The sequence below is a fragment of the Bradyrhizobium cosmicum genome, assembly GCF_007290395.2.
Lineage (GTDB): Bacteria > Pseudomonadota > Alphaproteobacteria > Rhizobiales > Xanthobacteraceae > Bradyrhizobium > Bradyrhizobium cosmicum.
The window spans coordinates 6,490,966-6,513,464 of record NZ_CP041656.2 but is presented as its reverse complement, the minus strand read 5'-3'; the positions used below and the strand labels follow the sequence as shown (position 1 = coordinate 6,513,464).

18 protein-coding genes, 1 tRNA gene and 1 pseudogene are annotated in these 22,499 nt (G+C 57.0%); 10 read left to right on the top strand and 10 right to left on the bottom strand.

Annotation, left to right across the window (positions count from 1 at the left end):
• Positions 1–2: 2 nt before the first annotated feature.
• Positions 3–1,430 (bottom strand): HlyD family type I secretion periplasmic adaptor subunit, encoded by a 1,428-nt coding sequence (locus FNV92_RS31175; protein WP_143843221.1) that lies wholly within the window; start codon positions 1,428–1,430, stop codon positions 3–5.
• A 246-nt stretch (positions 1,431–1,676) separates the two neighbouring features.
• On the opposite strand from FNV92_RS31175, the gene FNV92_RS31170 reads away from it, so the two are divergent.
• On the top strand, positions 1,677–3,818 hold the full coding sequence (locus tag FNV92_RS31170) for a type I secretion system permease/ATPase (protein WP_416377740.1): 2,142 nt from the start codon (positions 1,677–1,679) through the stop codon (positions 3,816–3,818).
• A 127-nt stretch (positions 3,819–3,945) separates the two neighbouring features.
• A complete protein-coding gene (locus FNV92_RS31165; protein WP_015688707.1) occupies positions 3,946–4,344 on the top strand; it encodes an H-NS histone family protein in 399 nt (132 codons plus the stop codon).
• Positions 4,345–4,451: 107 nt separating this feature from the next.
• On the opposite strand, the gene FNV92_RS31160 is transcribed toward FNV92_RS31165, so the two are convergent.
• A complete protein-coding gene (locus tag FNV92_RS31160; protein ID WP_143843222.1) occupies positions 4,452–4,907 on the bottom strand; it encodes a hypothetical protein in 456 nt (151 codons plus the stop codon).
• Positions 4,908–5,205: 298 nt separating this feature from the next.
• Between FNV92_RS31160 and FNV92_RS31155 the strand changes: the two genes are divergently transcribed.
• Positions 5,206–6,900, top strand: coding sequence for a hypothetical protein (locus FNV92_RS31155; RefSeq protein ID WP_244623602.1), 1,695 nt, complete (start codon positions 5,206–5,208; stop codon positions 6,898–6,900).
• A gap of 296 nt (positions 6,901–7,196) precedes the next feature.
• On the opposite strand, the gene FNV92_RS31150 is transcribed toward FNV92_RS31155, so the two are convergent.
• Positions 7,197–8,333 (bottom strand): acyltransferase family protein, encoded by a 1,137-nt coding sequence (locus FNV92_RS31150; protein WP_143843223.1) that lies wholly within the window; start codon positions 8,331–8,333, stop codon positions 7,197–7,199.
• Positions 8,334–9,773: 1,440 nt separating this feature from the next.
• A tRNA-Thr gene (locus FNV92_RS31145) sits at positions 9,774–9,849 on the bottom strand.
• A gap of 340 nt (positions 9,850–10,189) precedes the next feature.
• Between FNV92_RS31145 and FNV92_RS31140 the strand changes: the two genes are divergently transcribed.
• Complete coding sequence (locus tag FNV92_RS31140) at positions 10,190–11,602, top strand: glycosyltransferase family 4 protein (RefSeq protein WP_143843224.1); 1,413 nt, start codon at positions 10,190–10,192, stop codon at positions 11,600–11,602.
• Positions 11,603–11,762: 160 nt separating this feature from the next.
• On the opposite strand, the gene FNV92_RS31135 is transcribed toward FNV92_RS31140, so the two are convergent.
• A complete protein-coding gene (locus tag FNV92_RS31135; protein ID WP_143843225.1) occupies positions 11,763–14,405 on the bottom strand; it encodes an Ig-like domain-containing protein in 2,643 nt (880 codons plus the stop codon).
• A gap of 1,138 nt (positions 14,406–15,543) precedes the next feature.
• Entirely contained in the window at positions 15,544–15,762 is a 219-nt protein-coding gene (locus FNV92_RS31130) for a hypothetical protein (protein WP_143843226.1), read from the bottom strand.
• A 1,691-nt stretch (positions 15,763–17,453) separates the two neighbouring features.
• On the opposite strand from FNV92_RS31130, the gene FNV92_RS31125 reads away from it, so the two are divergent.
• Entirely contained in the window at positions 17,454–17,648 is a 195-nt protein-coding gene (locus tag FNV92_RS31125; protein ID WP_143843227.1) for a hypothetical protein, read from the top strand.
• Positions 17,649–17,949: 301 nt separating this feature from the next.
• Here FNV92_RS31125 and FNV92_RS31120 read toward each other — a convergent pair whose 3' ends face one another.
• On the bottom strand, positions 17,950–18,198 hold the full coding sequence (locus FNV92_RS31120) for a hypothetical protein (RefSeq protein WP_143843228.1): 249 nt from the start codon (positions 18,196–18,198) through the stop codon (positions 17,950–17,952).
• Between the two features lie 195 nt (positions 18,199–18,393).
• Between FNV92_RS31120 and FNV92_RS31115 the strand changes: the two genes are divergently transcribed.
• Entirely contained in the window at positions 18,394–18,570 is a 177-nt protein-coding gene (locus FNV92_RS31115; protein WP_015688697.1) for a hypothetical protein, read from the top strand.
• An 89-nt stretch (positions 18,571–18,659) separates the two neighbouring features.
• Complete coding sequence (locus FNV92_RS31110; RefSeq protein WP_015688696.1) at positions 18,660–18,872, top strand: hypothetical protein; 213 nt, start codon at positions 18,660–18,662, stop codon at positions 18,870–18,872.
• Positions 18,873–19,061: 189 nt separating this feature from the next.
• Here FNV92_RS31110 and FNV92_RS31105 read toward each other — a convergent pair whose 3' ends face one another.
• Together FNV92_RS31105 and FNV92_RS31100 are read right to left on the bottom strand one after the other, a co-directional pair.
• The gene (locus FNV92_RS31105) at positions 19,062–19,286 is read right to left on the bottom strand and encodes a hypothetical protein (RefSeq protein ID WP_168213472.1); all 225 of its coding nucleotides are present in this window, start codon (positions 19,284–19,286) and stop codon (positions 19,062–19,064) included.
• 951 nt (positions 19,287–20,237) lie between these two features.
• Positions 20,238–20,456: a hypothetical protein gene (locus FNV92_RS31100; protein ID WP_143843229.1), complete on the bottom strand. Its 219-nt coding sequence runs from the start codon at positions 20,454–20,456 to the stop codon at positions 20,238–20,240.
• A gap of 496 nt (positions 20,457–20,952) precedes the next feature.
• Here FNV92_RS31100 and FNV92_RS31095 point away from each other — a divergent pair.
• Together FNV92_RS31095 and FNV92_RS31090 are read left to right on the top strand one after the other, a co-directional pair.
• A pseudogene (locus FNV92_RS31095) lies at positions 20,953–21,113 on the top strand (L-2-amino-thiazoline-4-carboxylic acid hydrolase); the annotation flags it as partial.
• A 13-nt stretch (positions 21,114–21,126) separates the two neighbouring features.
• Positions 21,127–21,369, top strand: coding sequence for a hypothetical protein (locus FNV92_RS31090; protein ID WP_015688694.1), 243 nt, complete (start codon positions 21,127–21,129; stop codon positions 21,367–21,369).
• Between the two features lie 11 nt (positions 21,370–21,380).
• On the opposite strand, the gene FNV92_RS31085 is transcribed toward FNV92_RS31090, so the two are convergent.
• Positions 21,381–21,848, bottom strand: a complete 468-nt coding sequence (locus FNV92_RS31085) for an NUDIX hydrolase (protein WP_143843230.1) — start codon at positions 21,846–21,848, stop codon at positions 21,381–21,383.
• A gap of 227 nt (positions 21,849–22,075) precedes the next feature.
• Here FNV92_RS31085 and FNV92_RS31080 point away from each other — a divergent pair, with 227 nt between their 5' ends.
• Positions 22,076–22,498, top strand: a complete 423-nt coding sequence (locus FNV92_RS31080; RefSeq protein ID WP_015688692.1) for a RidA family protein — start codon at positions 22,076–22,078, stop codon at positions 22,496–22,498.
• Position 22,499: the final 1 nt, after the last annotated feature.

The window sequence follows — 22,499 nt, the reverse complement described above, 5'->3', positions numbered from 1 at the left end:
GTTTATCGCTCGCGCATGCTCTCTTGCCTATACTTCATGATGGGCGACAGCAAATAGCTGATCAGCCGTCGCGAGCCCGTCTTGATCTCTGCCGTGACAGCCATCCCTGGCGAGAGGCTAACCACTCGATCGTCGATCTGAATACGGGGATTAGAAACGGCAATGCGCGCCACGTAGGTCATTTCCTGACCCTTGGGTTCGCTCGTCGTGGTGGTGGATCCGGGCGCCTGTCGGTCCGTCGGTTTTTCTCCTGGAACTTCGCGCGTGACTGCGTCGGATGAGATGCTAAGTACCTTTCCATGCAGGAGGCCGTATCTGGTGAAGTCGAAGGTATCGACCTTGATTTCGACATCGTCACCAGTGTGAACAAAGCCGATGTCACGATTGTTGATAGCCGCCTCGATCTCCAACTTGCTGTCGTAGGGGACAATGACCATGAGTGCCTGTGCGGGGGTAACAACCCCGCCAATCGTGTGAACAGCCAGCTGCTGCACCGTACCGGATACTGGTGCAGTCAACGACTGAAGCTTGGCCCGCTGCTCCGCCTTTGAAAGGTCGGCGGTGAATCCAGAGGCCTTCCTTTCGGCTTCAGCAAGGTCTGCGAGCAAAGTGCGACGGAATTCGGCCCTCGTCTGCGATCGCGTTTCGAGAATGGTCGCAATCGCCGCCTGCATTTCTATGGCGTGGCTCTTCTGGACCAAGCGTTCTTGCTGGCTTTCGGTGAGCTGCTGCAACACTTCATAATATTGTAGTTTGGATCCAAACTCGTTGAGGTTTTTGCGAATGTTTACACGCTCCTCAATGGTGGGAATGACCGCATCGAGCTTGCTGACCGTGGCGGAAATCGTGGCCAGGGCCGCTTCCTTTTGCGCCTTTTGGCCGTCGAGCGACGCGATCTTGGCGCGGTGCTCGGAGACCTGTGCGATCAGGAATTGACGCTGCATTGCCACCAGATCCGGATTGACCTTGTCTGGGGGTTGAAAGGCACTCAGCGGGTCGTCCGTATCCGCCAGCGCCGCTCTCAAGCGAGCAATATCGAGCTGCACTGAACGGAGGTCACCCAGAAGATGACTGATCTCGCCGTCGTTGATGGTGGGGTCCAGCTCAATCAGGGGCTGGCCGGACTCGACAAACTGCCCCTCGGAAACGCGAATGGCGCGCACAACGCCCGTTTCGAACGGTTGAATGACCTTGCTGCGGCCGGTTGGAATGACCTTTCCCGTAGCAGTCGCAACGATATCAACGCGGCCGAAACTTGCCCATATCAGGCTGGCCACGAACAGCCCGAGAAGCGTGGCTCCGATGGCGCGCCCTAACGGCGAGGGAGGAGTTTCAACGATCTCCAGGGCCGCCGGCAAAAACTCGAGCTCTTCGGTCGAGCGCGGCTTGGACAGCCCAGGGAATTGTACGATTCTCGCAGTCGACTTCATTGTCCGGCTAATCCGATGATTTAATTAGGTAATCTGCGCCTGACCAGCGTGATTGTGAATCGCCTTGGCGCAACCGGAGCGAATTCTCGAATTATATCAGCTCCAACTCTGTTATTTCAGCTGATTGAGGATATTTTTTGAATAAATCCGTGCCGAATCAGCGCCTGATTATCGCTATAACTTTACCAACAAGGGCTATCATCAAGTGGCAGGAGGCGGCCGGGGGTGCCGCCGATAGGGCAGATAATGAACGCAGATATGGACGTGCCCGGGCCAAATGACCCGGGTCTCATCGCACTCGCCATGATGCTGCGTTTTCACGGCATCAGCGCAGACCCGGCGCAAATACGCCACTATTGCGGCATGGCAGATATCGGCACTGCGGAAATGGTCCGGTGTGCGAGAGAGTTTGGGCTCAAGGCCCGTGAGCTCAAAACAGACTGGGGGCGGCTCCTCAATACACCCTTGCCTGCCATCGCTGCGCTCAAGGACGGCGGATTCATTCTTCTCGGAAAGGTGGGGGATGACAAGGTCGTCGCTCAGTCGACAAGGACGCCGCGCCCGGAATTACTGACCAGAGCGGATCTGGAAGCGATCTGGGACGGGCGGCTTGTTTTGATGACCAAGCGCGCCAGCTTGACGGAGCTCACGCGCCGTTTCGATTTGACCTGGTTTCTCGGCGCCATCCACAAATACCGAGCTCAATTGGTTGAGGTGCTGGTCGGATCCTTTTTCTTGCAGCTTCTGGGCTTGGCATCACCGCTGTTCTTTCAGGCCGTCATTGACAAGGTGCTGGTGCAGCGAAGCCTCAGCACGCTGGACGTGCTCGCAATCGGCCTTATCGGAATAGGTCTATTCGAGACCATTCTCGGTATTTTGCGTACTTATCTTTTTTCCCACGCGACCAACCGTATTGATGTCGAGCTCGGCGCGCGGCTGTTTCAACATCTGCTTGCGCTTCCAACAGCGTATTTTCAGGCTAGGCGTGTCGGCGATTCTGTCGCTCGCGTTCGTGAGCTTGAGAACATTCGGAACTTCCTAACAAGTTCTGCGCTGACGCTGGTTATTGATCTCCTGTTTACGTTCGTGTTTCTCGGCGTGATGCTTTTCTACTCCCCGCTATTGACCGGCATCGTCTTGCTCGGATTCCCGTTCTATATCGGCATCTCCGCCGGCGCGACGCCGCCATTTCGCCGATTGCTTGACGAAAAATTTAAACGCGGTGCGGAAAATCAGGCGTTCTTGGTGGAATGCGTCAACGGCGTCGATACTTTGAAGGCAATGGCTATTGAGCCACAGATGCAGAGGCGCTGGGAAGAGCAGCTGGCTGGATATGTCGCTGCAAGCTTCAGGGTTCTTAGGCTAGGCAACTATGCAAGCAATAGCGTTCAATTCGTCAACAAGCTCGTAACCGCCGGTATCCTGTATTTCGGGGCACGCCTCGTTATTTCTGGTGACCTGACAGTGGGTGAACTCGTCGCATTCAACATCCTGGCGGGACGGGTAAGCCAGCCGGTGCTGCGTCTCGTGCAGATTTGGCAGGATTTTCATCAAGCGCAGATCTCGGTGGATCGCCTTGGCGACATTCTCAACACGCCTCCCGAACCCCGGTTTAATCCTGCCCGTGCCGCGTTGCCGTCCATTAGAGGCGACGTTACTTTCGATCGCGTTGTTTTTCGATACCGTCCCGATGGCCCTGAAGTACTTCATGCCGTCAGCTTTGGCGTTTCTGCCGGCCAGGTGATCGGAATAATCGGACCTTCCGGTTCAGGGAAGAGCACAGTCGCGAAATTGATCCAGAGGCTGTTCATTCCTGAGAGCGGCCGCATACTTATCGATGGCGTCGATATATCCATGGTTGATACCTCCTGGCTACGTCGACAGGTGGGGTCCGTGTTGCAAGAAAGCGTTCTCTTCAACCAATCTATTCGCGACAACATCGCTCTATCGGATCCGAGCATGCCGATTGAACGGGTCGTCGAGGCAGCAAAACTCGCAGGTGCTCACGAGTTCATCCTGGAGCTTCAAGAAGGCTATGACACGGTTGTCGGGGAGCGCGGCACAAGTCTGTCAGGCGGACAGCGCCAACGGATAGCGATAGCCCGCGCACTTGTGACGAATCCGCGCATTCTTATTTTCGACGAAGCGACAAGTGCGCTCGATTATGAAAGCGAGCGCATCATCCAGGACAACATGCGGCGCATCGCACAGGGTAGGACGGTATTCGTTATCGCTCATCGTCTTTCAACAGTTCGGCGTGCAAATCGAATATTAACCATTGATCGCGGACGATTGGTCGAGGATGGTACGCATGACGAATTGATCAAGCGCGGAGGCCGCTATGCAGCCCTTCATCGCTTGCAGTCTGACATTCAGGAAGTCCGCTAGATGCGCCTGCCAAGGCTGGGTGCTTGGTGGCCGCCCGAGTTCCCGACCTTGCGGGATTGCTTGAAATACGGCAAGAGAGGTCGTCCAATCTGCATGCTGCGGGCGATTCCGAGATCGAGACCACTTGATGACCCACAAATTAGACTTCGATAACATGTCCGTCGATGAATTGTGGCGGTTGCACGAACAAATTGGTCGTATCCTGTCGGCGCGTCTGACGACGGAGAAGCGGGAGTTGGAGAAGCGTCTTTCGCAACTCCACCGCGAGGGCGAGGAACGGGACACCGAGCTGCAGAATTCGTCAGGTGCCGTGCGTCGCCGTCGTAAGTATCCGGAAGTCCTGCCGAAATATCGTAATCCCAACAGCCCGACGGAGACTTGGTCCGGGCGCGGAAAGCAACCGCGATGGTTGGTTGCGGCTTTGAAGACAGGCCGACGCATTGAGGAGTTTGCGATCGCCCAAGCTGCCGCAGGCAAGCGGGCATCCCGCGGGCGACGTCAAAAAGGGCACGCCTCCCGAACCTGAGATTTTGGTTGTGTGATCGATGTCGTCCAACCAGTAGTTAAGGTGAACAGGTTCCCGCTTCGCGGTTATCTATTATTCGGTTGCTCAATTGGCTTTCGCCAGCGACGCTAAATCTCGGCGCGAAGCAACTCCAGATAGCTGACGCGGCCGCACAGATTCCTCCAGTCCTGCAGCCGCTCCAGCGGAATGCCTTCGATCTCACCATCGTCAACGAATGATGTGGAGTGGAGTCGAGCGACATATGAACTGCCGAGGTCATTCCGAAGAAACTCTTCGACCTGGGTCGTCCACCCATGGGCGTGCAAACGCGACGATTCGGTGTCCCTTGCTGGATCGCGTAGTCGCGCCAGCATAAGCCGTCCTTCGTCAATGAACTGGCCGAGTAGTGCACGCATACGCGCGTGCTCCGATGCCACCGTCAGGGCTTTCTGACGGTGGATGTATCTAACCACGGGGGCTGAGCCAAGGCTTAGCAGGCTTCGCGTAGTCTCCAACGGAAAGTGGGCAACGGTCACTACCATCGTCGCAGTCAAGATCCCGACGACGTTGAAGAGAACGTCCATGCGCTTTCCCAAAATGTGCTTCGTCCCACGGCCGCATCGAGGCGCCCATGGAGCAGACAGGTGGCCCACCTGTAGAGGAAAGCCAGGAAACTAGGTGACCTGCCCGGGAAAGCCAATCAGCCGAAATGATACTTTTCCCGACGCTTTAAATGTTTATATTTGTTTAATTGTGTCCGAAAACATATAATTGCGGCCGTTTTCGGTTTTTAAGTTGGCTGCATATGTACTAACCCAATTTTTGATAATTATTTCAATGCCTTGATCCTTTAAGCATGTCGATTTCTGAGCGGATATTCGAGTGAACTTGATGCAGTCTTTTTTGGCGGCCTTTCTCGGTCGTCTGGATGGTCGAAATCGGTCCAAATATTCCGACAGAAGGTTGGAGATGGCGGAGATAGATCCGGTCGACTGGAACGTCGAGGAATTCAGACGCTTGCTGGACGGCCCATTTAAACCGACGAGTGAGCCAGCACGTGTTGATGAGCTATCGGATCTGGCTTGGGATGATTACCAACTGACCCCGGCCACGACCGAAGATAGTCTCGCTCCGGAAGAAACCGGCGATGGAATTTCGCTTCCTGCGCCAGCGGGCGGCGAGTCGGCCAATTCTGTTTCCTTCATTCCTGCCCAACCGCCAGTTGAGCCGTCCTTGGAGTCGGTGGCCAGGCCGGCGCTGCAAGATACAGATCACGATCCGCAGCCGCTCAGTGCGACGACCGTCAGCGTCCTCAAGATTGAGATAGCTTCGGTGTTCAGAACCGCCCCGGCGAATCTGAGCGTTGATTCAATGCAGGATCATAACGATCGCCCCTCAGCCATGTCCACTCGTGCCGACTTGGATGCCGCGGTGCATTCCACGGCCGAACTGTTCAAGGGAGGGCTGCCCGGAGAAGTCGAGCAGCATGAGGATGATGATGAGGTTGGTCGGTTCTTTGACGAGTTCTCCGCATCGAGCGGCGTTTCTGTTTCGCCAATGCTCGAGATCACGGAAGGGCATCCTCAGCAGGAGAGTGCGGTAAGTGGCCCGTCACTCCTAGCGACGCTTGCTGAAGGAGCGCCGACGCCTATCGAACGGCCACAACTTCAAAAAAATGAGATAGCCAGCAAGCCGGCTCTCGAAGTTGAAGCGGCGACGCTAGACCGACAATCCGAAGCGAGCCCACCAGCAAAGGAAGTCGGGCAACCGTCGTCTCTCACCGATACCAAACTGTACGTCGAAGAAGCATCGGCCATCGAAAAGGACCGGATATCGGAAGATTATTTGCATGAGTTGGACACGGCAGACCCAGACCGCCCGGATGGCGGGGCGCAAACCATGCTGGACCCTCCGATCGAAATCCCAGAACGCAGCCAAGGAAGTAACACCACTTGGATAGAATCTGCCTCGACTGCAGATCTCGACGTTTCGATCTCGTCTGCCGCGGACGATGCTGCTGGGTTCGAACCTCTGGATATTCAGCATTTAATTCAGGGTGGCGATTCCTCTTGTGATCGGCCTTTGATTGGATGGGATGCTACAGATGAAAAATTGACGCCGCTCCCGGAGGCGCTAGACCCACATGCATGCGACGCGACTGCGCTGGTAGCTTTCGAAGGGAATATCCAGGAGCATCAACGGGCGGTGGTGGGCAATCAAGAAGTCCCTCGAGAACCAATGCCTTCCCCCGGTGTGACCTCCAATGGAGAGAGGATCGACGCCGCCGAACATGCCAGCGCCGATGGCGGGCCGGGGCCCGTAAAAGTCCCTGTAGTTAGCCCGGCGTCCCCTTTGCTCAAAGCCATCGTTGAACCTGATATCTGGACAGATCGTGTTGATCGGGACCGGGCGATTGATTTGCGTTGGGCGTTGAGAGATATCAGAGCAAATCGCTTGAGATGGCTACCGATCGACCCATTGACGCTTCAGACGCTTGTCGACCTAAATTTCGTCGAGATAGCAGATGGAAAGCCGGTGTTGACGAGTGCAGGTTCCGAAGCGATTGCGTCGACCTGACGGTGTATCCCTGTTGTTTCGCCATCCGTGCTGCTGCAGCCGTGATCGCATGGTGACGTCTCGACAAGGACTCGGTTCACCGCTGTATCGGCAGAGCGCATCGCAGCGGGCGATTTGGACGGGCTGAACTGTGCCGATTGCGACGAACTTAGAGGGGAGTGTGAAATTTATCCCCCACACCGGCTACAGGCCCCTGTGCTGCAGCAGGGTGCAAACGCTTAACTAGCCCGACGGGCGGCCTGAAGCGAGGATCACAAAGCTTGGCGGGTCCCACGATCAAAGAGCGAGTTTTTTGCTCAGTTGGGTCGGAGCTTGAGACGCCATCTGGTATCGATCTGAATTCCACGCTTGATACGAGCCTTCAGCCTGGAGACAGGCTCCTCGACGAAAGTCCAGGAAAGCATCGCAAATGCAAGTGTCAGCGGCAAGCCCACCAGCAGAACGACTAGGCCGCTCCGATAGTCGGAAGGTAGGAGATACACCATCGTCTGCTGAATCGGGAAGCCAAACAAGTAGATACCGTATGAACAGTCCCTATCCCGCAGAATACCCGGAAGGCGCATTTTGCGTGTGCCAATGTAGATGACGATATATGTCAACGCCAGAAGGTGAAGGATAATAAGGGGCGAATACATCGTGGCGCCGGCCGCGATAAGCACCGCTAGCAGGGCACCGGGGCCAGACATGACGAGACCGTCGTTCCAGTGGAACGCGCAGCCGCCAATGACGAATGACAGAATGAGTATCTTCCAGTCGGCCACGCCGACAAAGTTATAGAGTTGCCCGCCCCGGATCACGTACACCGCGCTCAAGACAATCGTCAGGAATGCAACGAGAGTGTATATCTTCCTGCTGAAAATGAATTTCATCGCGATCATGGTCGAAATGAAGAGATAGCAGAAAAATTCCGGCTTAAGCGTCCATAGATTGAGATTCACCGCGCCAGGTACGGGATTGTGCAGAAACAATCCTGGGAGAAAAAACTGAACGTTGCCGACAATGTTCAGGAAGTATTTCGCAAACAATGGATCAGAGAAGTACTCGGGAAATGTCTTTTCCGTGAGCCATGGTCCGAGGACCAATGCGCTGAGCGCAACTTCGATAGTTAGCGCAGGCATTATTCTCAGCACGCGGAACATGAGAAAGGTCGATACGCTCTTCGTGCGGATGGCACTTCCGGCGACCAGATAGCCGCTGACAATAAAGAACATTGGTAGAGCGGGCTTGACGAGAAGGCTGTGAAGCGGGTTGGCAACAAATGCTTCGGCAGCGTCGGCTCCATCGCAAATGAACATCGCGTGTACCGTAAAGACCCACACCGACAACAGGAATCGAAGCGCGTCAAAGCCGGGGCCCGTCCCTCCGTTGATTTCCAGAATGTCCGCGGCCGTCGAACGCGGCCGGCTCACCGATTGATTTAGTTCCGGAAACATCTTGCTCACAATAGAACAACAAAAGCGAAGGCCTGGTGCGGCCCATACATCAATGAAACAACAGACTCGTGCAACCGGAGCGTCGGCCTAGGAACTCCGATTCTTTGACGGGGGCGGCCTTGGTCTAAAGTAGTGGCCGGCGCTTTAAGGATACGGAAGACGGTTTGCATTCGGTCCCGCTTCCGATGCTTATTGGCGACAAGCTGCATATGTTCCGTTGAACCGGCACCCTGCGGACGACGACCAATTGTCAGGGCTCTCAGAAGCAGCGTAAGAGTATGTCCCAAGTCGCACAGGAATACGGACGCCGCAAACGCGCATCCGCCGTGAAGATTGCTTGGATCGTTCTGTGTTCGATATCCATGGCTGGCTGGATGAGCGCGCTGGTCTGGAGCGCGGTGCGTTTGATGCAGTGGTTGTTCGTCGGCGGATGAGAAAAAGTTCAAGCGCACAGATCGGACGTGGCGCGGAAATCCGAACGATATGAACTTTTGGGGTGTGGACGGCAAGTATCGGCAATTGCTGGCCGGTGCTGGATCAAATCGCACGTGGGGAACACTTCTCACCTTGAATTTCACTAACGAGTTATTTAACATATTATATCGGATAATATTGCGAACTAGTTTGTCTTAGTTTTGATATTTGATTAATTGTAGCGCATGTCCGGGTCGGATCGATGCGGCTGCCGGTCCATGCGCCCTGACTTCCTGTTTTGAAAACGAAAAGATCATTGAGCAGTTGGAATTCATGCCTGGGGATCTGGCTCGTCGATATTCTGAAGTGAAACATTTGCGAAAATTGGTGGCTGATCTCGAGCTTCGGCTTTTGCAGCGCAGGCGCGGCCGTGAAGATGAGGTCGAAGTCCAGGTCGTGTCGCGCGAGTCCGATACCCCGACCAAGGCGGCAAATGAGTAGCGTGGCGGCAAAACGACCGAGCTCCGAGTCTGGTTTGCTGCCGTAAGGTTTCGAGGTGCTCCCTTTGCTTCTTACCAGAGGCAAGTCCGAAATCGGCTGCTCCGCTCATGCAATATTACCACGAAGATGAGGCTTCGTTGACTAGCCAAATCAGCACACGGAAGATCCGGTAGTACGATTGATCCGCGCGGCATTTGCATAATGAAATAGAGCCCGACTGCAGTTGTTGCAGGTGGCCGCAGTTGCGTCAATCAAAGGGCGCTGGGCTACGCGCTGTGGAAGTCTCACTGAGCTTCATCGCGAGCAGGGCGGATCTCCTCCCAGGCTATTGGGAGCAATGCTCGCGCGTTGCAGGTAGAGCGAAACGATGTTGATGGCGTTGATGCGATGTGAAGGCCGGTCCCGCCCCTTTGTTGCCACCCTCGTTGCGCTTCAGCCGAAAATGCCGATGTCAATGACGTCGAGAGGGACTACGAGATTCCTTTGGGGATGCTGGATCTCTGGCGAATAACACGTCGAGACAGTTGGTGCCGGTTGAAGAGACTTGAACTCCCGACCTCCGCCATACGATGGCGGCGCTCTAACCCTGAGCTAAACCGGCAATCTGATTAAAATATACTACTGAAATCCATTGGACATGAATAGGGGTGTCGGGAAAAAAGGTTAATTACCGTAGTCGATATTTAAATATCGAACAAAATGAAGATCGAATCAGCCGATGCCTGCCGCGACAAGTTCCCCAACGGCGCTCTGCTCCGTCGGAACATGTCAATCGGCTGCTTGACCACGTCAGCTGGCGTGATGGCAAATTCGCTGAACAGCCGGTTGCATGCGACAATGTGATCCGCCGTTTGCGCCACAACGCCGCAGTCCCTGACACGCCCGATGATTTATATTTCGGCGTGTAAACATTAATTGTCTCCAGCGTCACGATTTAAATCATGCGATTAGCCGTATTGGCGGCCTGTATTATTCCTGCTCTTTTGGCGTTCGATTTGTCCGCGGATTTGGCGGATCTGCTGGCTTATTTCGAAACTGATTTCGCAAGATCGCAAGCCCAGGCAATCCTCGCCGCGCTGAATGGTCAGGCCCTAGCCTCGGTCGGGATGCCTGCACGGCAGGTGAAGCCTTTCGCGCAGCCGGAGCCTCGCCAAAAAGTGCGAGTTCTGCACTATATGGGCACCAATTTCGGAATGACCGGCGTCGAGACCTTCATCCTGCAACTCACTGCCGCCCAAAGGCGTCGCGGCCTTGCTCCGACGATCTTAATGGACCTCCACAATCGGCAGGAAGTCCGGGAGATTGCTGGCGGGCGCGGCATAGCCGTGCATGACCTGCCCAATCGAAATTCCATTGCACAGCTCCTGCCAGGAAAGCTCGGCACGGCGGTGCTACGCGTTCAACGAATCGCGGCAATCTATCGATTGCTCAAGAAGAATGACGTCTTGCACATCCAGGCTGTTGGCATCTCCTGTCTCGACGGCTTTATTGCAGCGGCCATGGCGGGCGCCCATGTCATCGTCACGCACCACGGCACGCTGAGCTGGTTCGCGCCGCAACGTGATCTGCTCGCCGAAATCACCTTCTGGATAGAGAAGCGTATCTCGTCAACGATCGTCATGCCTTACAAGGCTGCCCTTGCTGAACTGATGTCGGAAGGTGTGTCTTCTGACCGGTCCAGGGTCATTCCATTCTGCGTTGACGAGGAGTTATTCACACAGTCTGGTCCTCACGCGAACGGCGGCGCATTCACGCTAGTCATGGTCGCGCGCATGGTCTTCGGCAAGGGCCATCTAGAATTATTGGGTGCGCTCTCCAAGCTCTCCGCGCGCTATCCCGAACTTCGGGCCCTGTTCATCGGAGACGGACCGATGCGCGGCCAGATCGAAAGGGAAATCGACCGGCTGGATTTGCGGCGTATCGTCGAATCCAAGGGTAAGGTCGATCACCGAGAGGTCCCCGCACTAATGCGGAGCGCCCAGGTGATCGTCCTACCGACTTACGAGCCCGGCGAAATGTATCCCGTTTGTCTTCTCGAAGGTATGGCGCTCGGCCTCCCAGCGATTGGCACAAGATGGTCCGGTATTCCGGATATCATCGATGACGGTGTGACAGGCGTCATCGTTGAACCAAAGGACGAGGCGAACCTCATACACGCTATAGAACGATTCGTTGCCGACCCAAGCTTTCTCGCGCAATCCCGTGAGGGCGCCCTGGCTCGAATACGATCTCGTTTCACCGCAACCATCGTTGCCGACCGCTATGCGGAATTGTATCGCGAGGCGATGTCGAGCCGTACGCCGCATCTCACCTCGCATCACATACGGATTCGGCCCCCCCGGCGTCTGGCGTGACAAGGACCGGCATTGCGCCAGTTCAAACACGGCTGCGGGGAACGGAGCCGCCGGAAAGGTGGAGTTCGCTCCGTTGGAAGGCGGTCGCTGCGGCCTCAGCACGCTCTTGTCGGCTTCTGGCCGCAGCATTTTTGGAGAGAAAGATGGTTGACCGAGCGGCTCAGAGTGGGCCCGCAATGGGGCCGTGCTGCTGGTTTGCGACGGGCTGAGCCAAGTGCGGGAGCTCTGAACCCTTCCATGCTCCTTGACTGACCGCCGAGGTGTTCGCTTCAGCGAACGGCGAAGACGGAAAGGCCGACGCAATGTGCTGCGCGAACAGCGCCAGGCGATGATCCAGCGAGGACCCCATCATGTGCGATGTATCACCTGCGGATGTATCCTGCACTTTGGCGGCTTGGCCTGCCGTATCGGTGGACGCAACGGTTGTGCGGGTGGCACCGCTGAAGGCAGCAAAGTGGTGCTGCCAGTGATGAGGCGTGCTGTCGGGGTTCCCGCCGCTCCCGGTCGACGGAGTCGGCGAGTTTGTCGCCGTGGCGGTCGTGTTGACCTGCAGCACGCCCGCGGGATTGGAGATCGCTGCCGCAAGATTGGCGATATTGCCCGCGCCGTCTTTCACCGTTGCAGTGCCGGAATTGACCGCAGTCACTGCAAGATCTGCTGTGTTCTGACCGGCTGCGACCGTGTATCTGAAGGTCAACGTGTCGCTGCCCGAACCCGATGCATAAGTCGCCGTACCACCATCGTTGAGCTTGAGCGTGGGCGTGCCCCCTGTGACGGTGACTGCTTCGCTCAATTTGAGCGTTAGGTTGACAACCTTGCCAACTCCCACGACTCCCGAGCCCGCCGATATTCCTGAACCCGACGCCGCAACAGACGTCACCATTGGTCTCGTCGTATCGATCCTCAGCGTGCCGGCGGGATTTGAGACTGCACTCGTAAGATTGGCAATTCCGCCGGCGCTGCCCTTCACGGTGGCCGTGCCCAGATTGACTCCCGTCACGGTCAGGTCAGAGGTGTTTTGACCGGCTGCGGTTTTGTAGGTGAACGACAATACGTTGGTGCCGGAGCCGCCGGTGTAGGTTGCAGTACCGCCATCGTTGAGTTTCAGCGTTGGCGTGCCGCCCGTGACCGTCACAGCCTCGCTCAATTTGACCGCCAAAGTAACCGTTTTTCCGGCCCCAAGATTGCCAGTCCCGGCCAGAATTCCGGCGCCGGACGCCGTGACCGACGTGACCGTTGGCGTGCTGGTGGGCGCCTTGATGGTGGCGTTGAAGGAAGACGAAGTCACGCTGTTGTTGCCGGCCGCGTCCGAGGCCGTTGCCGTGAACTGATGAGCGCCGGTCGACAGAGCTGCTGTGGTGAGAGTCCACGCCCCACTTCCGTTCGCAGTGGCTGATCCCAACAGGGTCTTTCCATCATAGACGTTCACCTTGCTGTTTGCCTCTGCATTGCCTGTCAGTGTCAAAACCGAACTCTGGCCAGCCTTGGGAGAGGATGAAACGATCGCTGGAGCCGCCGGGGCGACGGTATCGACAGTGACGGCAAGCGTTTTGGACAACGCGCTGGTGCCGCTCGAGGATGTAGCGGATGCCGAGAAGCTGTGCTTGCCGTTTGCGAGCGTGCTGGTTGTGTAAGTCCAGTTTCCGCTGCTGTTTGCTGTGGCAGACCCGAGCAAAGTTGTTCCGTCGTAAACTTTGACGGAGTTGCCTGCGGAGGCAGTCCCGCTCAGCACCAGGGTATTGTCGTTCGTGATCCCGTCACCGACGATATTGCTGTCGTTCGAGAACGAACTGATCGTAGGTGCCGTCGGAGGCGTCGGCGTCTGACCGGTACCCGCTCCGCCGAATGGCGGGGTCGGGAAGTTGGGATCGGTCGAGGTGACGATATTGCTGTAGTCGGCGGCCATCGTGTAATTGGCAGCCGTCGGCTCTCCCCGATAGATGCCGAGCTTCAGGTTGTAGTTTGCTCCGGGGTCTCCCAACACCCCGTGGTAATTGACGATCTGGACACCATCCCGCCACATCTCGAGATAGCCGGTCGAGTCCGAGGCAAAGCGCGCCTGAATCTGAATGCTGTAGGCATGGCCTCGCTGAATGGAATTAGGGTCGATGTAGACTTGCTTTTCGGTCGCCTCGTTCAGATTGACAACGACGGCCATCTGCTCGCCCTTGAGCTGAATGGAGAATGTTGCTCCGTTTGCCCCGTACATCTGGGTGAGTGATAGCCAGGACAGGCCCGAATTCACGTTCGACGTGCCGGGCTCGATTGTCATCTGGTAGGTCGCATTGAAAACGTCGCCGTTGGCCACCGAATTGGCAGCCAGGATCTCCGAGCGAGAGCTGTCGCCTCCATCAGCCCAATAGTCGCCGGCGCGCAACTCCATCCGAACCGTATGAGAGTCCGGTGTCGTCAGGCTCCACGATTGACCGGCATTTTCGCTGTACCAACCCTGGCCGTCTATGATGGATGGATTGCTCCAATTGTCCGTACCGGACACGAATTTGGTCACGCTCGGAACGACTTTGATCGACATGGCAGCTGATGCCGCGCTGGTGCCCGATGCATCGGTCGCCGTAGCCGCCAGGCTGTGAGTGCTGTCGGCGAGCTTGGGAGTCGTAAATGCCCATGAACCTGAACTGTTGGTGGTAACCGTTCCCAACCGTGTCGTACCGTCGTATATCGTTACGGTCGAATTTGCCGCAGCCTTGCCCCACAACGTAACGACATTGGAGTCGGTAACGCCGTCGCCGAGCGTACCGCTATCCGCAGAGAATTGTTCAATGGTCGGAGCCTGAATTGCCATAGACGGTTCTCTTTCTGAGAATAAGACAGGGGACACGTTACGAAAGGTAGTCAGACGTCACCCAACATTCGCGCGCGCGGCAAACGTGGAGGTGTCTCTGCGATAATCAGGTTGCGGGACGACTATTTGCTTCAATAGAGGTGGTGATGTGATCAATTTGCGCCTGCCGTGTGCAACAGGAACCATGCCGACGCGACTTACTCTCGGCCCGGCTGATAGCTATCCGTTGTGAAGGCTGCGCCCGCGCTGGGTCTCGTTGGGTGCATCCCGGGGCGCCCCGGAGAGCCGAGTTTGTCATAAATCAGAGCCGATTGGGTCCCGGCCGAGGCTCGAGCCCGGACCGCTCGGTTAGGCTTATCGATAGCTTAGGCCGCTTCTGCCCCAGCCAGATTGCCCGGCCCGATGTTCAAGAAGATATCAGGGTTTGCGCCTTGATTTGCACGATCTGAGAATCGACTCTGGGCGAGTTGGTCTCATACGCTGCCTCAACCACGATAAGCTTGCTAGCTTGGTCACCTGTGGCCTGCGAGGCGCTGTTCAAAGATGAATTATTTCGGCGGTAGATAACCATACAAAGTTAGGTTAATCCGTAAATGGAATTGAATCCGCCGGTCGCACTGCGCTACGACTTGTATCGCCGGACGGGGGCGGATCTTTCCCCAAAAGAGCGCTCACCCACTCAACTGAAATCGCCCGGCACGGGTCGCCAGCTCATCGCCCCGGGTTGGCGGCCCGCCCCACATTTCGAGCATCAAACTTTTCGACGGGACTTTTGACTTACGATGGACCGCGAGCATTCGGCTTGGTCACCAAGCGATGACGCTCGTTTTCGCGATTTGGTCGAAGACGGCGTCTCACCGGAGAAGATCGCAACGGCGCTGAAAAAGACTCACGAACAGCTTCGTCGGCGTGGTTACGACCTCGGACTGCCCCTTAAATGGTTTCGAAAGACGTAGCGCAGTCGTATGAGGACGGAGCACAAGTCCCGACTAATCAGACGCGATAAAGTTCGACAACTCGTTGCTTCAGCGAAGCTCTCGCACTGAAGCCAGCGCTAAGTCAGGCTCGTGCTGGTTATGAGCGTGAACAAAGTGCCGCTGACATCATTGGCACGCCTACACGCAGGCGGACCTTCGCGCTACTGTCGCCACAAGCGACCGGTGCCCGCCGGTCCAAAATCTAGATCAACTCCCGCCGGCTCAAAGGTCTGCGGGTTCTTGTTTGGCGGAAGGGGATGAGCTTTTTGAGCTAGCTCTTCGATGAGCATGAGCAGTGCGCGGCGCGTCCCGCGGCTCTTGATCTCCGTAAAGGCATTGACCAAGCATAGAACTTCGCGATCAGTTTCAAAGACAGTCATTTGCGACTCCAGCATGACAAGACCACCGCAAAGGAGTGCCGCGGTCCGCACGTCATAATACCCGGGTAAAAAGATCGAACTGAAATAAGCAGCCAGCCCCGGCAATCACTTTTTAGAATTAAATCCGATCTGTTTCAAAACGAATATTTTCGCGGTCAGCCACAACTATTTTACGTGCTTAACGTACACGCTGAAATGAGGGAAAGGCCGCCGAAGGCTGGCTGCTGGCTGGCCTTTCACACCTCAAAACGAGGGCATCTATGCCGGGAGTGCCAGGCCGGCATGACCCCAACGTAACTCAACGTTCTCGACACGAGAATGATCTGAGGCGTTGGGGCGAGGGTGGGGACAAGCGTGCGACGCTTCCCCGCTCAAAGCCTGTCCCCCTTACCCGACGACAGAAATTCAGTCCTCATCCTGCAATCGCGCTTGCCAGAGACTTGCGATCTTTCGCCTCGATGCCCATCGCCATGCCGATGATGACAAGCGTCAAAGGACAGATGTACGTGAGAGCGGTGAATATGCTTCGCATGATGCAGACGCGTCTGTCGGAAGCAGAAGCCGACGCGCCGAGTATGATGGCGCGCCGACTTCGCCTTGGTAAACCCGGACGAGGGCAATGTCCGATGTGTCAACCTAACGCTTTCAACGACGGCAGCAATCGAACTCGCGAATTAAGCTTGATGCCGCGCCCCCGCATTAATTCTGGAACCGGATAGCATCGGCGTCGGACGTCTCATCTTTCGGAGGCGCGAGGGCATCATTTAATCCTGACAAGAAGATATCGAGATCTCGGACCACTCTCTTCTCCCGCCGATTGTTCGCTGAGCTCCGTGCGATCAACGTGAAGCGAGAACATCGCCACACCTCCCTCGAAGCTGTGCTCGTCGGCTCTCCCGTTCGCTGTGGAACGTCCTTTGCCGCTTCGCGATTATCGGCGGTAGGAAGGAAATGCAGTGCCACCATCTGACGCTAACAGGTTCGCGAGGAAAGCGGATGAGTGCCGACGTTTGGCGGCACAAGCTGGAAGCGAAATCGACAAGAGGGCTTGGCTACGTCTGGCTGCCGAGTGGGACAAGCTCGCCGACGATGCGGCTCAGGGGCGAGGCATTTTCGAACGGTACAAGTGAAATCTGTTAGTCGACGGACCAGAGGCCGATGATGAAAAGGGCGCTTCCGACGACGGTCAGCATGCTCGTTGGTCCCCAAATTATCCATGCGCCGGCTAGCGCCATTCCCAGCCCGACAATGCACAAAAATATTGGCAGCAGATTCATGCGGAGAAAGGTCGCAGGTAACGGGGATGGACGAGACGGCTTTGGCGGGGTCGCTCTACCCGCATCAGGAGCGACGCTGGTCCCAGTTAAGCGCCTGAGCAACTGAACGTTCCTCGCCGCGGCGGCCGAAAGAAGGGCCGCCTCCTGGGCGGCCCGTTTGAAGTTGACGATAGGAGGTCAAAAGATTGTTTCGAGCAAATCCAGCCCCGGGAATTAAAAACTTAATTATTCAAACTTGACGCCCGGTCGCCTCGTTTAAAGCAGCTGATTGTTTCGTCGTAAACTTAAATCGTCGTTCCAATTAAGGAACTTGCATCGATAATTGGTTCTTTTACGCCCGTTTTAGTGTTTCGGATTTACCGTGGGTGAATGTCCAGGCGGGCTCCCATCTCTCTTCGCCCAAGGTTCAGTATTATGATTTTAGATAGTGAATTTATAGACCTACAGCTCGAAATTGCGCGGCAGCGTTTGCACATTGAGGACCGAGAGGCGTTGGTCGAGGTCCTCACACAGGACGGTCATGATGTGAGCGACCAGGAAACGATCCTCAAAGAGCAGCGTTCTGAACTTGCCGTGAAGATCGCCCGAATCGTGGCCTTGATCCGCTAAGTATCCTCTGCTGGCAGATGACATTGCTGTGGGCAGCCCGCGCCAGCCCGGTTCGGGGGCTCGTTGCTTCAATCTGGACGATCGTCGGGCTCTAAGCGGCAACGAAAGCTGTAGGTCGGAGGCCTTCGTCGAGTTTTCTGCGATGGGGTCCTGCAAGGCGCAGAAACTTCAGCGTCGGTAATGTCGAGCGACGGTATCGGCGGTTGCGTCCCTGAACCAGCCTTTGATCGGCACTGAACGCCACCATGAACGTAGCTGTAATCCCTGGAGCGCGTGAGCCGGATATCCGTCTCAAGGTCCGTCAGGTCTGGTCAGTCTCGCGCCAAGCGTAGCCGCGGGCGCCAAAGTCTTCGAGGACCCGATAAACGCTGCAGTCGAGGTCAGTCGGCACGATCGAGAGTGATGAACACAATTCGGCGAGCCCCCTGTCATAGCGTTGGCCTGTGGCAGCTAACTCGGTCTCGGGCTTTTCGGCGCGTGTGAGCTGGCCGGCGAAGCTTGCCAGCTCGATCGGCCGCTTGATGGTTCGGGTCGTGTCGATGCCCTCCAAAGATTGCGTTGCGTTCGATCGCGATCAATAGCCGGCGCAGGCGCAGCACCGATGTGCAACGACGAGAAGCGCAGTGAGATGCTCCATGGGTCGTCTTAACCCTACGCGGTGAGGTTAATACACGCTTCGCGTTGTGGCTGCTCGAACATCACTGTACTTTAGCTGAAATAATACAATATCGAGACGAGGATACGCGTGAAGAAGACAAAGCGGACTTTGACGCCAGAGCAGACCATCACGGTTATTGCGGAGATCGAGCAGCGGCTCGCACAACTAGACGCGATGGAGCAACGCCTTGCACGGCCCGTGCACAAGCTGGCCGACGACGAGCTGCCCTTCAACGACGGCTGCACGCGGCACCGCTGCTACTAAGCTGTGACGTCTGCGCCGCCCGCAGCCACAGAAAACAGTTTCAGCCCTAGATATCTTTGAACCTGCAGAAAGTGTGATCACGCTAATAAATGAAGATGGCAGCGCGTGATAAGGTGCAGCCCAGACTTCGGGAGGATAAGCTGACCGTCCAAGATCCCAGCATCAAGGCGCCGCGCTGGTATCGACGCATCGTCACGCTTTGCTATCTCGTTGCCATCGCCCTGGCCACCTTGGGCTGGTCGGCCGCGATCCTATGGGGGGCCTTCGCAATTGCAAAGTGGCTGATTGCTCTAAGTGACTAGAGCAGTACCTGATAGCATTTTATTGCGGCGCAAAAAATCATAACCCAAAGCGCAACGGTTATCTGCAAGGTCGTGGCCATCGTCCCACCCGTGCTGCGTAGCTCTTAATGGCTGTACGCGATTCAACGCAAAGTTCCCAGTATTAGTTCCCTCACCCGGAACCTTACGGGCACTCCAGTTCATTTTTTCTTAATCGTGAGAGCCGCGCTCTAACCACCTCGGTTTCCGTCGACATTTTAGCTCGACGAGTTGGCGACCAGCGTTCCATCCGGCAGAGAACGTCAAGCTGGCGTCGCGGCCGCTGACGGGGACTAAGTCTTCAAGCTTGTCGGAGGGATCGAGCCGCATCGTCCCGGTCGAGATCAAATCGAGGATCGCCTCGACGAACATTAATGACGTGACGCTGATGCCCATCACCTCCCGTGATAATCGCGCAGGCATCCCTTTCCGACGCCACCGCCGCGAGAGACCGGGAGTGCAAAGGCGGCGTAGGGAAGTTTTGCCGGGAGCGCGAGGCAGCGGTCGTTGAGCGTCGGCAAGTCCTGCATGCCGCGCGGTAGCGGCGGTCGGGGTAGCTGATCCTCAGATGGATGTAGCAATAGGTTAGCCGCCTGGACGTGCCCCGAAGATGAAGGACAAGTAGAGTCGAGGTGCTCACAATGGTCACGATGTGAGCGAACGGAACGGCTCTCAAAAAGGAACGTTTTGCAATCGCCCGAACGGTCGTCTTGTCCGCTAGGTTCTGCTGGTCATCTTTCTCCGAGGCGACATCTTTGCGTGACCGGCCGGTTCCAGCCCACGGTGGATAGCCACATCTGCGGTATTTCGCACCGCAACATTGAACCTCTCCAAGTCTATATAGACCAATCTGTACCGGGGTTTTGCATCATCCCCCTCGGGGCTGGTAAGCCGCCGCTCGCGGTCATTTAAGCGGGCGGCGTTTTTATTCCCCCGAAAACGAAAAAGCCCCGATCCGGGGCTGGCGGGACTGAGGCTTTTCCGCAGTCGCACTCCTATGCGGGCGACTCAACACCCACCCATTTGGGAAGAAGATCGTGTCCTAATTCGGAGTGCAAGGTGTCCTAATCGGGACAGGCGTCCGGGACAAAGAGCTTGGATGGAAATGCTCGGCGACCGCGGCGGCAGGGGAGGAATCGTAGTCGAACCCGGGGCCGCTCCGCCAGCCCGGGGCGGGCAGGCAGCAAAACAAGCGATGCTATGTGTCGCAATTCCTAGCGTCTTGCCAGCAGATCGTCGCCTGACGCCATCAGCGTGACGAGAGTACCGCTTTCGTGCAGATCCAGCCATCCTCTTTCGATCGCGGATGCGAGGGCAGCGCTTTAGAGCGGGGGCGAAAGATTGGTGCTAATGTTGGAGCAAGCGACCGGTGCCCGCCGGTCTAGAATCTAGATCAACTCCCGCCGGCTTAAAGCCGGTGGGGTTTTTGTTTGGGACAAGGGGACCGCCTTTCTGCGCCAGCTCTTCGACGAGCATCAGAAGTGCACGGCGCGTCCCGCGACTCCTGATCTCCACAAACGCATTGATCAGAGTAAGAACTTCAAGATCATTTTCGAGAAAGATCATTTGCAACTCCGGTATGACAGGACCGCAGCAGGGGACTGCTGCGGTCTCATTGTCGAAATACCCGGGTGAAAAATATCCAAGTGAAAATATGCAGCCGGCCCCGGCGGGCCAAAGCTACCGAGGCTTCGTGAAAGCGCAAATTAAATCTGCCGCAACGCAGACAGGAACCGACTAATTGATTAAGATGGGGCAAGCTCCAATTGAGGCAAGGCCCACCGCGGGCTGGCTTCTGGCGGGCCTTCGCCTTGAACAAGGCCGCATATCTCCCCCATGGCCTTTCCCGAAGCCGAAGATGATTCTCACGCCGTTAAGGTTGAGTTGAGCGTATGGTCGCGTTGCTAGGCTGTCGTGCTACACTTGCTTCGAGCGACTGGCCTCCGCCTCTCGCTATCTGTAACTCCCGTCGGCCCGCCAGGTCGGCGGGTTTTCTTTTGGATGGCGAGGTCAGGGTGACCCAATCGCCAACCGTCCCATCAGCAACTATGGGGGCGTCGCTGGGGAGCCGCAGCTTGGCTTTCTGCTGGTCTCACCGCCAATTTTGCGGTCGCGGAAGGGTTCGGCCCCGACATCAAGCTCACGCGGACGCAGACCATCATGCAAGGCGCCGATCATTGCGACTTCCGCTATCGGCGCGATGCGGGCGGCGGATCACGATGAGGGGATGCGTACAATGCGGGCGAGGTGTCTTGCCGCCGCGACATTTGCGCTGATGGCGCAGAGCGCGGACGCCGCAATCATCGACTGGCAGGCCGAGCTGCAGCGCTGCCGCACGCTGCGCGAAAATGTGACGCCGCTGCTTCAGGCCGGCGAGGGCATATCCGCCGTCGGCCGCTCCAACAGGTCCGTCCGTCGTTGCATCTGGATCCAGCGCATGGCAGTGCGGAAGAAGATCCCCGGCGCGGAGGTGTGGTAGTCGATCGCCGGTCAGATGGACTTGTTCTTCGACGCGAGCAGCAAGTCCTTCAGTCCAGTCGGATAGAGCCTCGGTCCGTCTTCGACGTCGAGATCGTCAAGATCGAACCAGCGAGCGACGATCTGCTCGCCGTTATCCTCGCGGAAATCGATGCGGTCCCGGTTGCTGAACGCGCCGTCCGGGAACGTGACCCCGGCGATAAACATCACCTCGTGTCCCGTCGCTCCCTCATGCACAAAGATGTTCTCCATCATGATCGGCTCGCCGGTGATGATGATGTCGATGCCGAGCTCTTCATGGAATTCGCGCAGCAACGCTGCGCGCCAGCTCTCGCCGAACTCGATCTCGCCGCCGAGCGGACGCACGCCCTTGATCCGCCCCGTATCGTCGCGCACTTCGGCGGCCAGCAGCCGCCCGTCCCGCCAGTGCAGGCCAATTGCGACGACGCGGATGTAAGGGTTAGGCCGCCATGTGGTCATGGAGGATCGTTATAGCGCTCGCCGCCGCTGCGCAATGCGCGCCAGCGAAGTCTTGTCGGGCCGGATCCGCGCCGCCTCCGGCATGCAAGACTTCACAGCCTTGATCCGCGACTCCCCGGCTGCCATGGTCCGTCCATCCACCACGGTAATGCGTCTGGTGAGATCCAGTTTGTGGCGTTCGGCGCCATGTGTCGCGTCGCCGGCCGTGAAAGAAAGCAGGTGTCGAGATGAGCAGCGTGAACAAGCCCGGCGGCAACTATTTGCCGGTGATCATCCATGGCGGAATTGCGTATGTCAGCGGTCAGCTGCCGCGCCGCGGCGAAGACCTGCTGTATTCAGGCAAGGTCGGCGCGGGTGTCGATATCGCGGCCGCACAGGAGGCCGCGGCCCTCTGCGCCGATCTCTGCATTGCGGCCATCAACCACGCCACGGGCGGCGAGGACAACATCGTCCAGGTCCTGCAGGTCGTGGGATATATCGCCTCGGCGCCTGGATTTACCCAGCAGTCGCAAGTCATGAACGGCGCCTCCGACCGTCTCATCGAACGCCTCGGCGATCGCGGTCGTCACGCGCGCACGTCCGTCGGTGTCGCCGAGTTGCCGCGGGGAGCGCCGGTCGAGCTGAACATGATGGCCGCCGTTCGCTCGTAGC

What these genes read in the sequence shown, in the direction of transcription:
- FNV92_RS31175 (WP_143843221.1), bottom strand. Translation starts at nt 1,430, where the DNA reads ATGAAGTCGACTGCGAGAATCGTACAATTCCCTGGGCTGTCCAAGCCG.
- FNV92_RS31080 (WP_015688692.1), top strand. Translation starts at nt 22,076, where the DNA reads ATGAGCAGCGTGAACAAGCCCGGCGGCAACTATTTGCCGGTGATCATC.
- FNV92_RS31125 (WP_143843227.1), top strand. Translation starts at nt 17,454, where the DNA reads ATGATTTTAGATAGTGAATTTATAGACCTACAGCTCGAAATTGCGCGG.
- FNV92_RS31170 (WP_416377740.1), top strand. Translation starts at nt 1,677, where the DNA reads ATGAACGCAGATATGGACGTGCCCGGGCCAAATGACCCGGGTCTCATC.
- FNV92_RS31105 (WP_168213472.1), bottom strand. Translation starts at nt 19,286, where the DNA reads ATGGGCATCAGCGTCACGTCATTAATGTTCGTCGAGGCGATCCTCGAT.
- FNV92_RS31135 (WP_143843225.1), bottom strand. Translation starts at nt 14,405, where the DNA reads ATGGCAATTCAGGCTCCGACCATTGAACAATTCTCTGCGGATAGCGGT.
- FNV92_RS31165 (WP_015688707.1), top strand. Translation starts at nt 3,946, where the DNA reads ATGACCCACAAATTAGACTTCGATAACATGTCCGTCGATGAATTGTGG.
- FNV92_RS31085 (WP_143843230.1), bottom strand. Translation starts at nt 21,848, where the DNA reads ATGACCACATGGCGGCCTAACCCTTACATCCGCGTCGTCGCAATTGGC.
- FNV92_RS31150 (WP_143843223.1), bottom strand. Translation starts at nt 8,333, where the DNA reads ATGTTTCCGGAACTAAATCAATCGGTGAGCCGGCCGCGTTCGACGGCC.
- FNV92_RS31100 (WP_143843229.1), bottom strand. Translation starts at nt 20,456, where the DNA reads ATGATCTTTCTCGAAAATGATCTTGAAGTTCTTACTCTGATCAATGCG.
- FNV92_RS31160 (WP_143843222.1), bottom strand. Translation starts at nt 4,907, where the DNA reads ATGGACGTTCTCTTCAACGTCGTCGGGATCTTGACTGCGACGATGGTA.
- FNV92_RS31110 (WP_015688696.1), top strand. Translation starts at nt 18,660, where the DNA reads ATGAAGATGGCAGCGCGTGATAAGGTGCAGCCCAGACTTCGGGAGGAT.
- FNV92_RS31140 (WP_143843224.1), top strand. Translation starts at nt 10,190, where the DNA reads ATGCGATTAGCCGTATTGGCGGCCTGTATTATTCCTGCTCTTTTGGCG.
- FNV92_RS31130 (WP_143843226.1), bottom strand. Translation starts at nt 15,762, where the DNA reads ATGACTGTCTTTGAAACTGATCGCGAAGTTCTATGCTTGGTCAATGCC.
- FNV92_RS31090 (WP_015688694.1), top strand. Translation starts at nt 21,127, where the DNA reads ATGCGGGCGAGGTGTCTTGCCGCCGCGACATTTGCGCTGATGGCGCAG.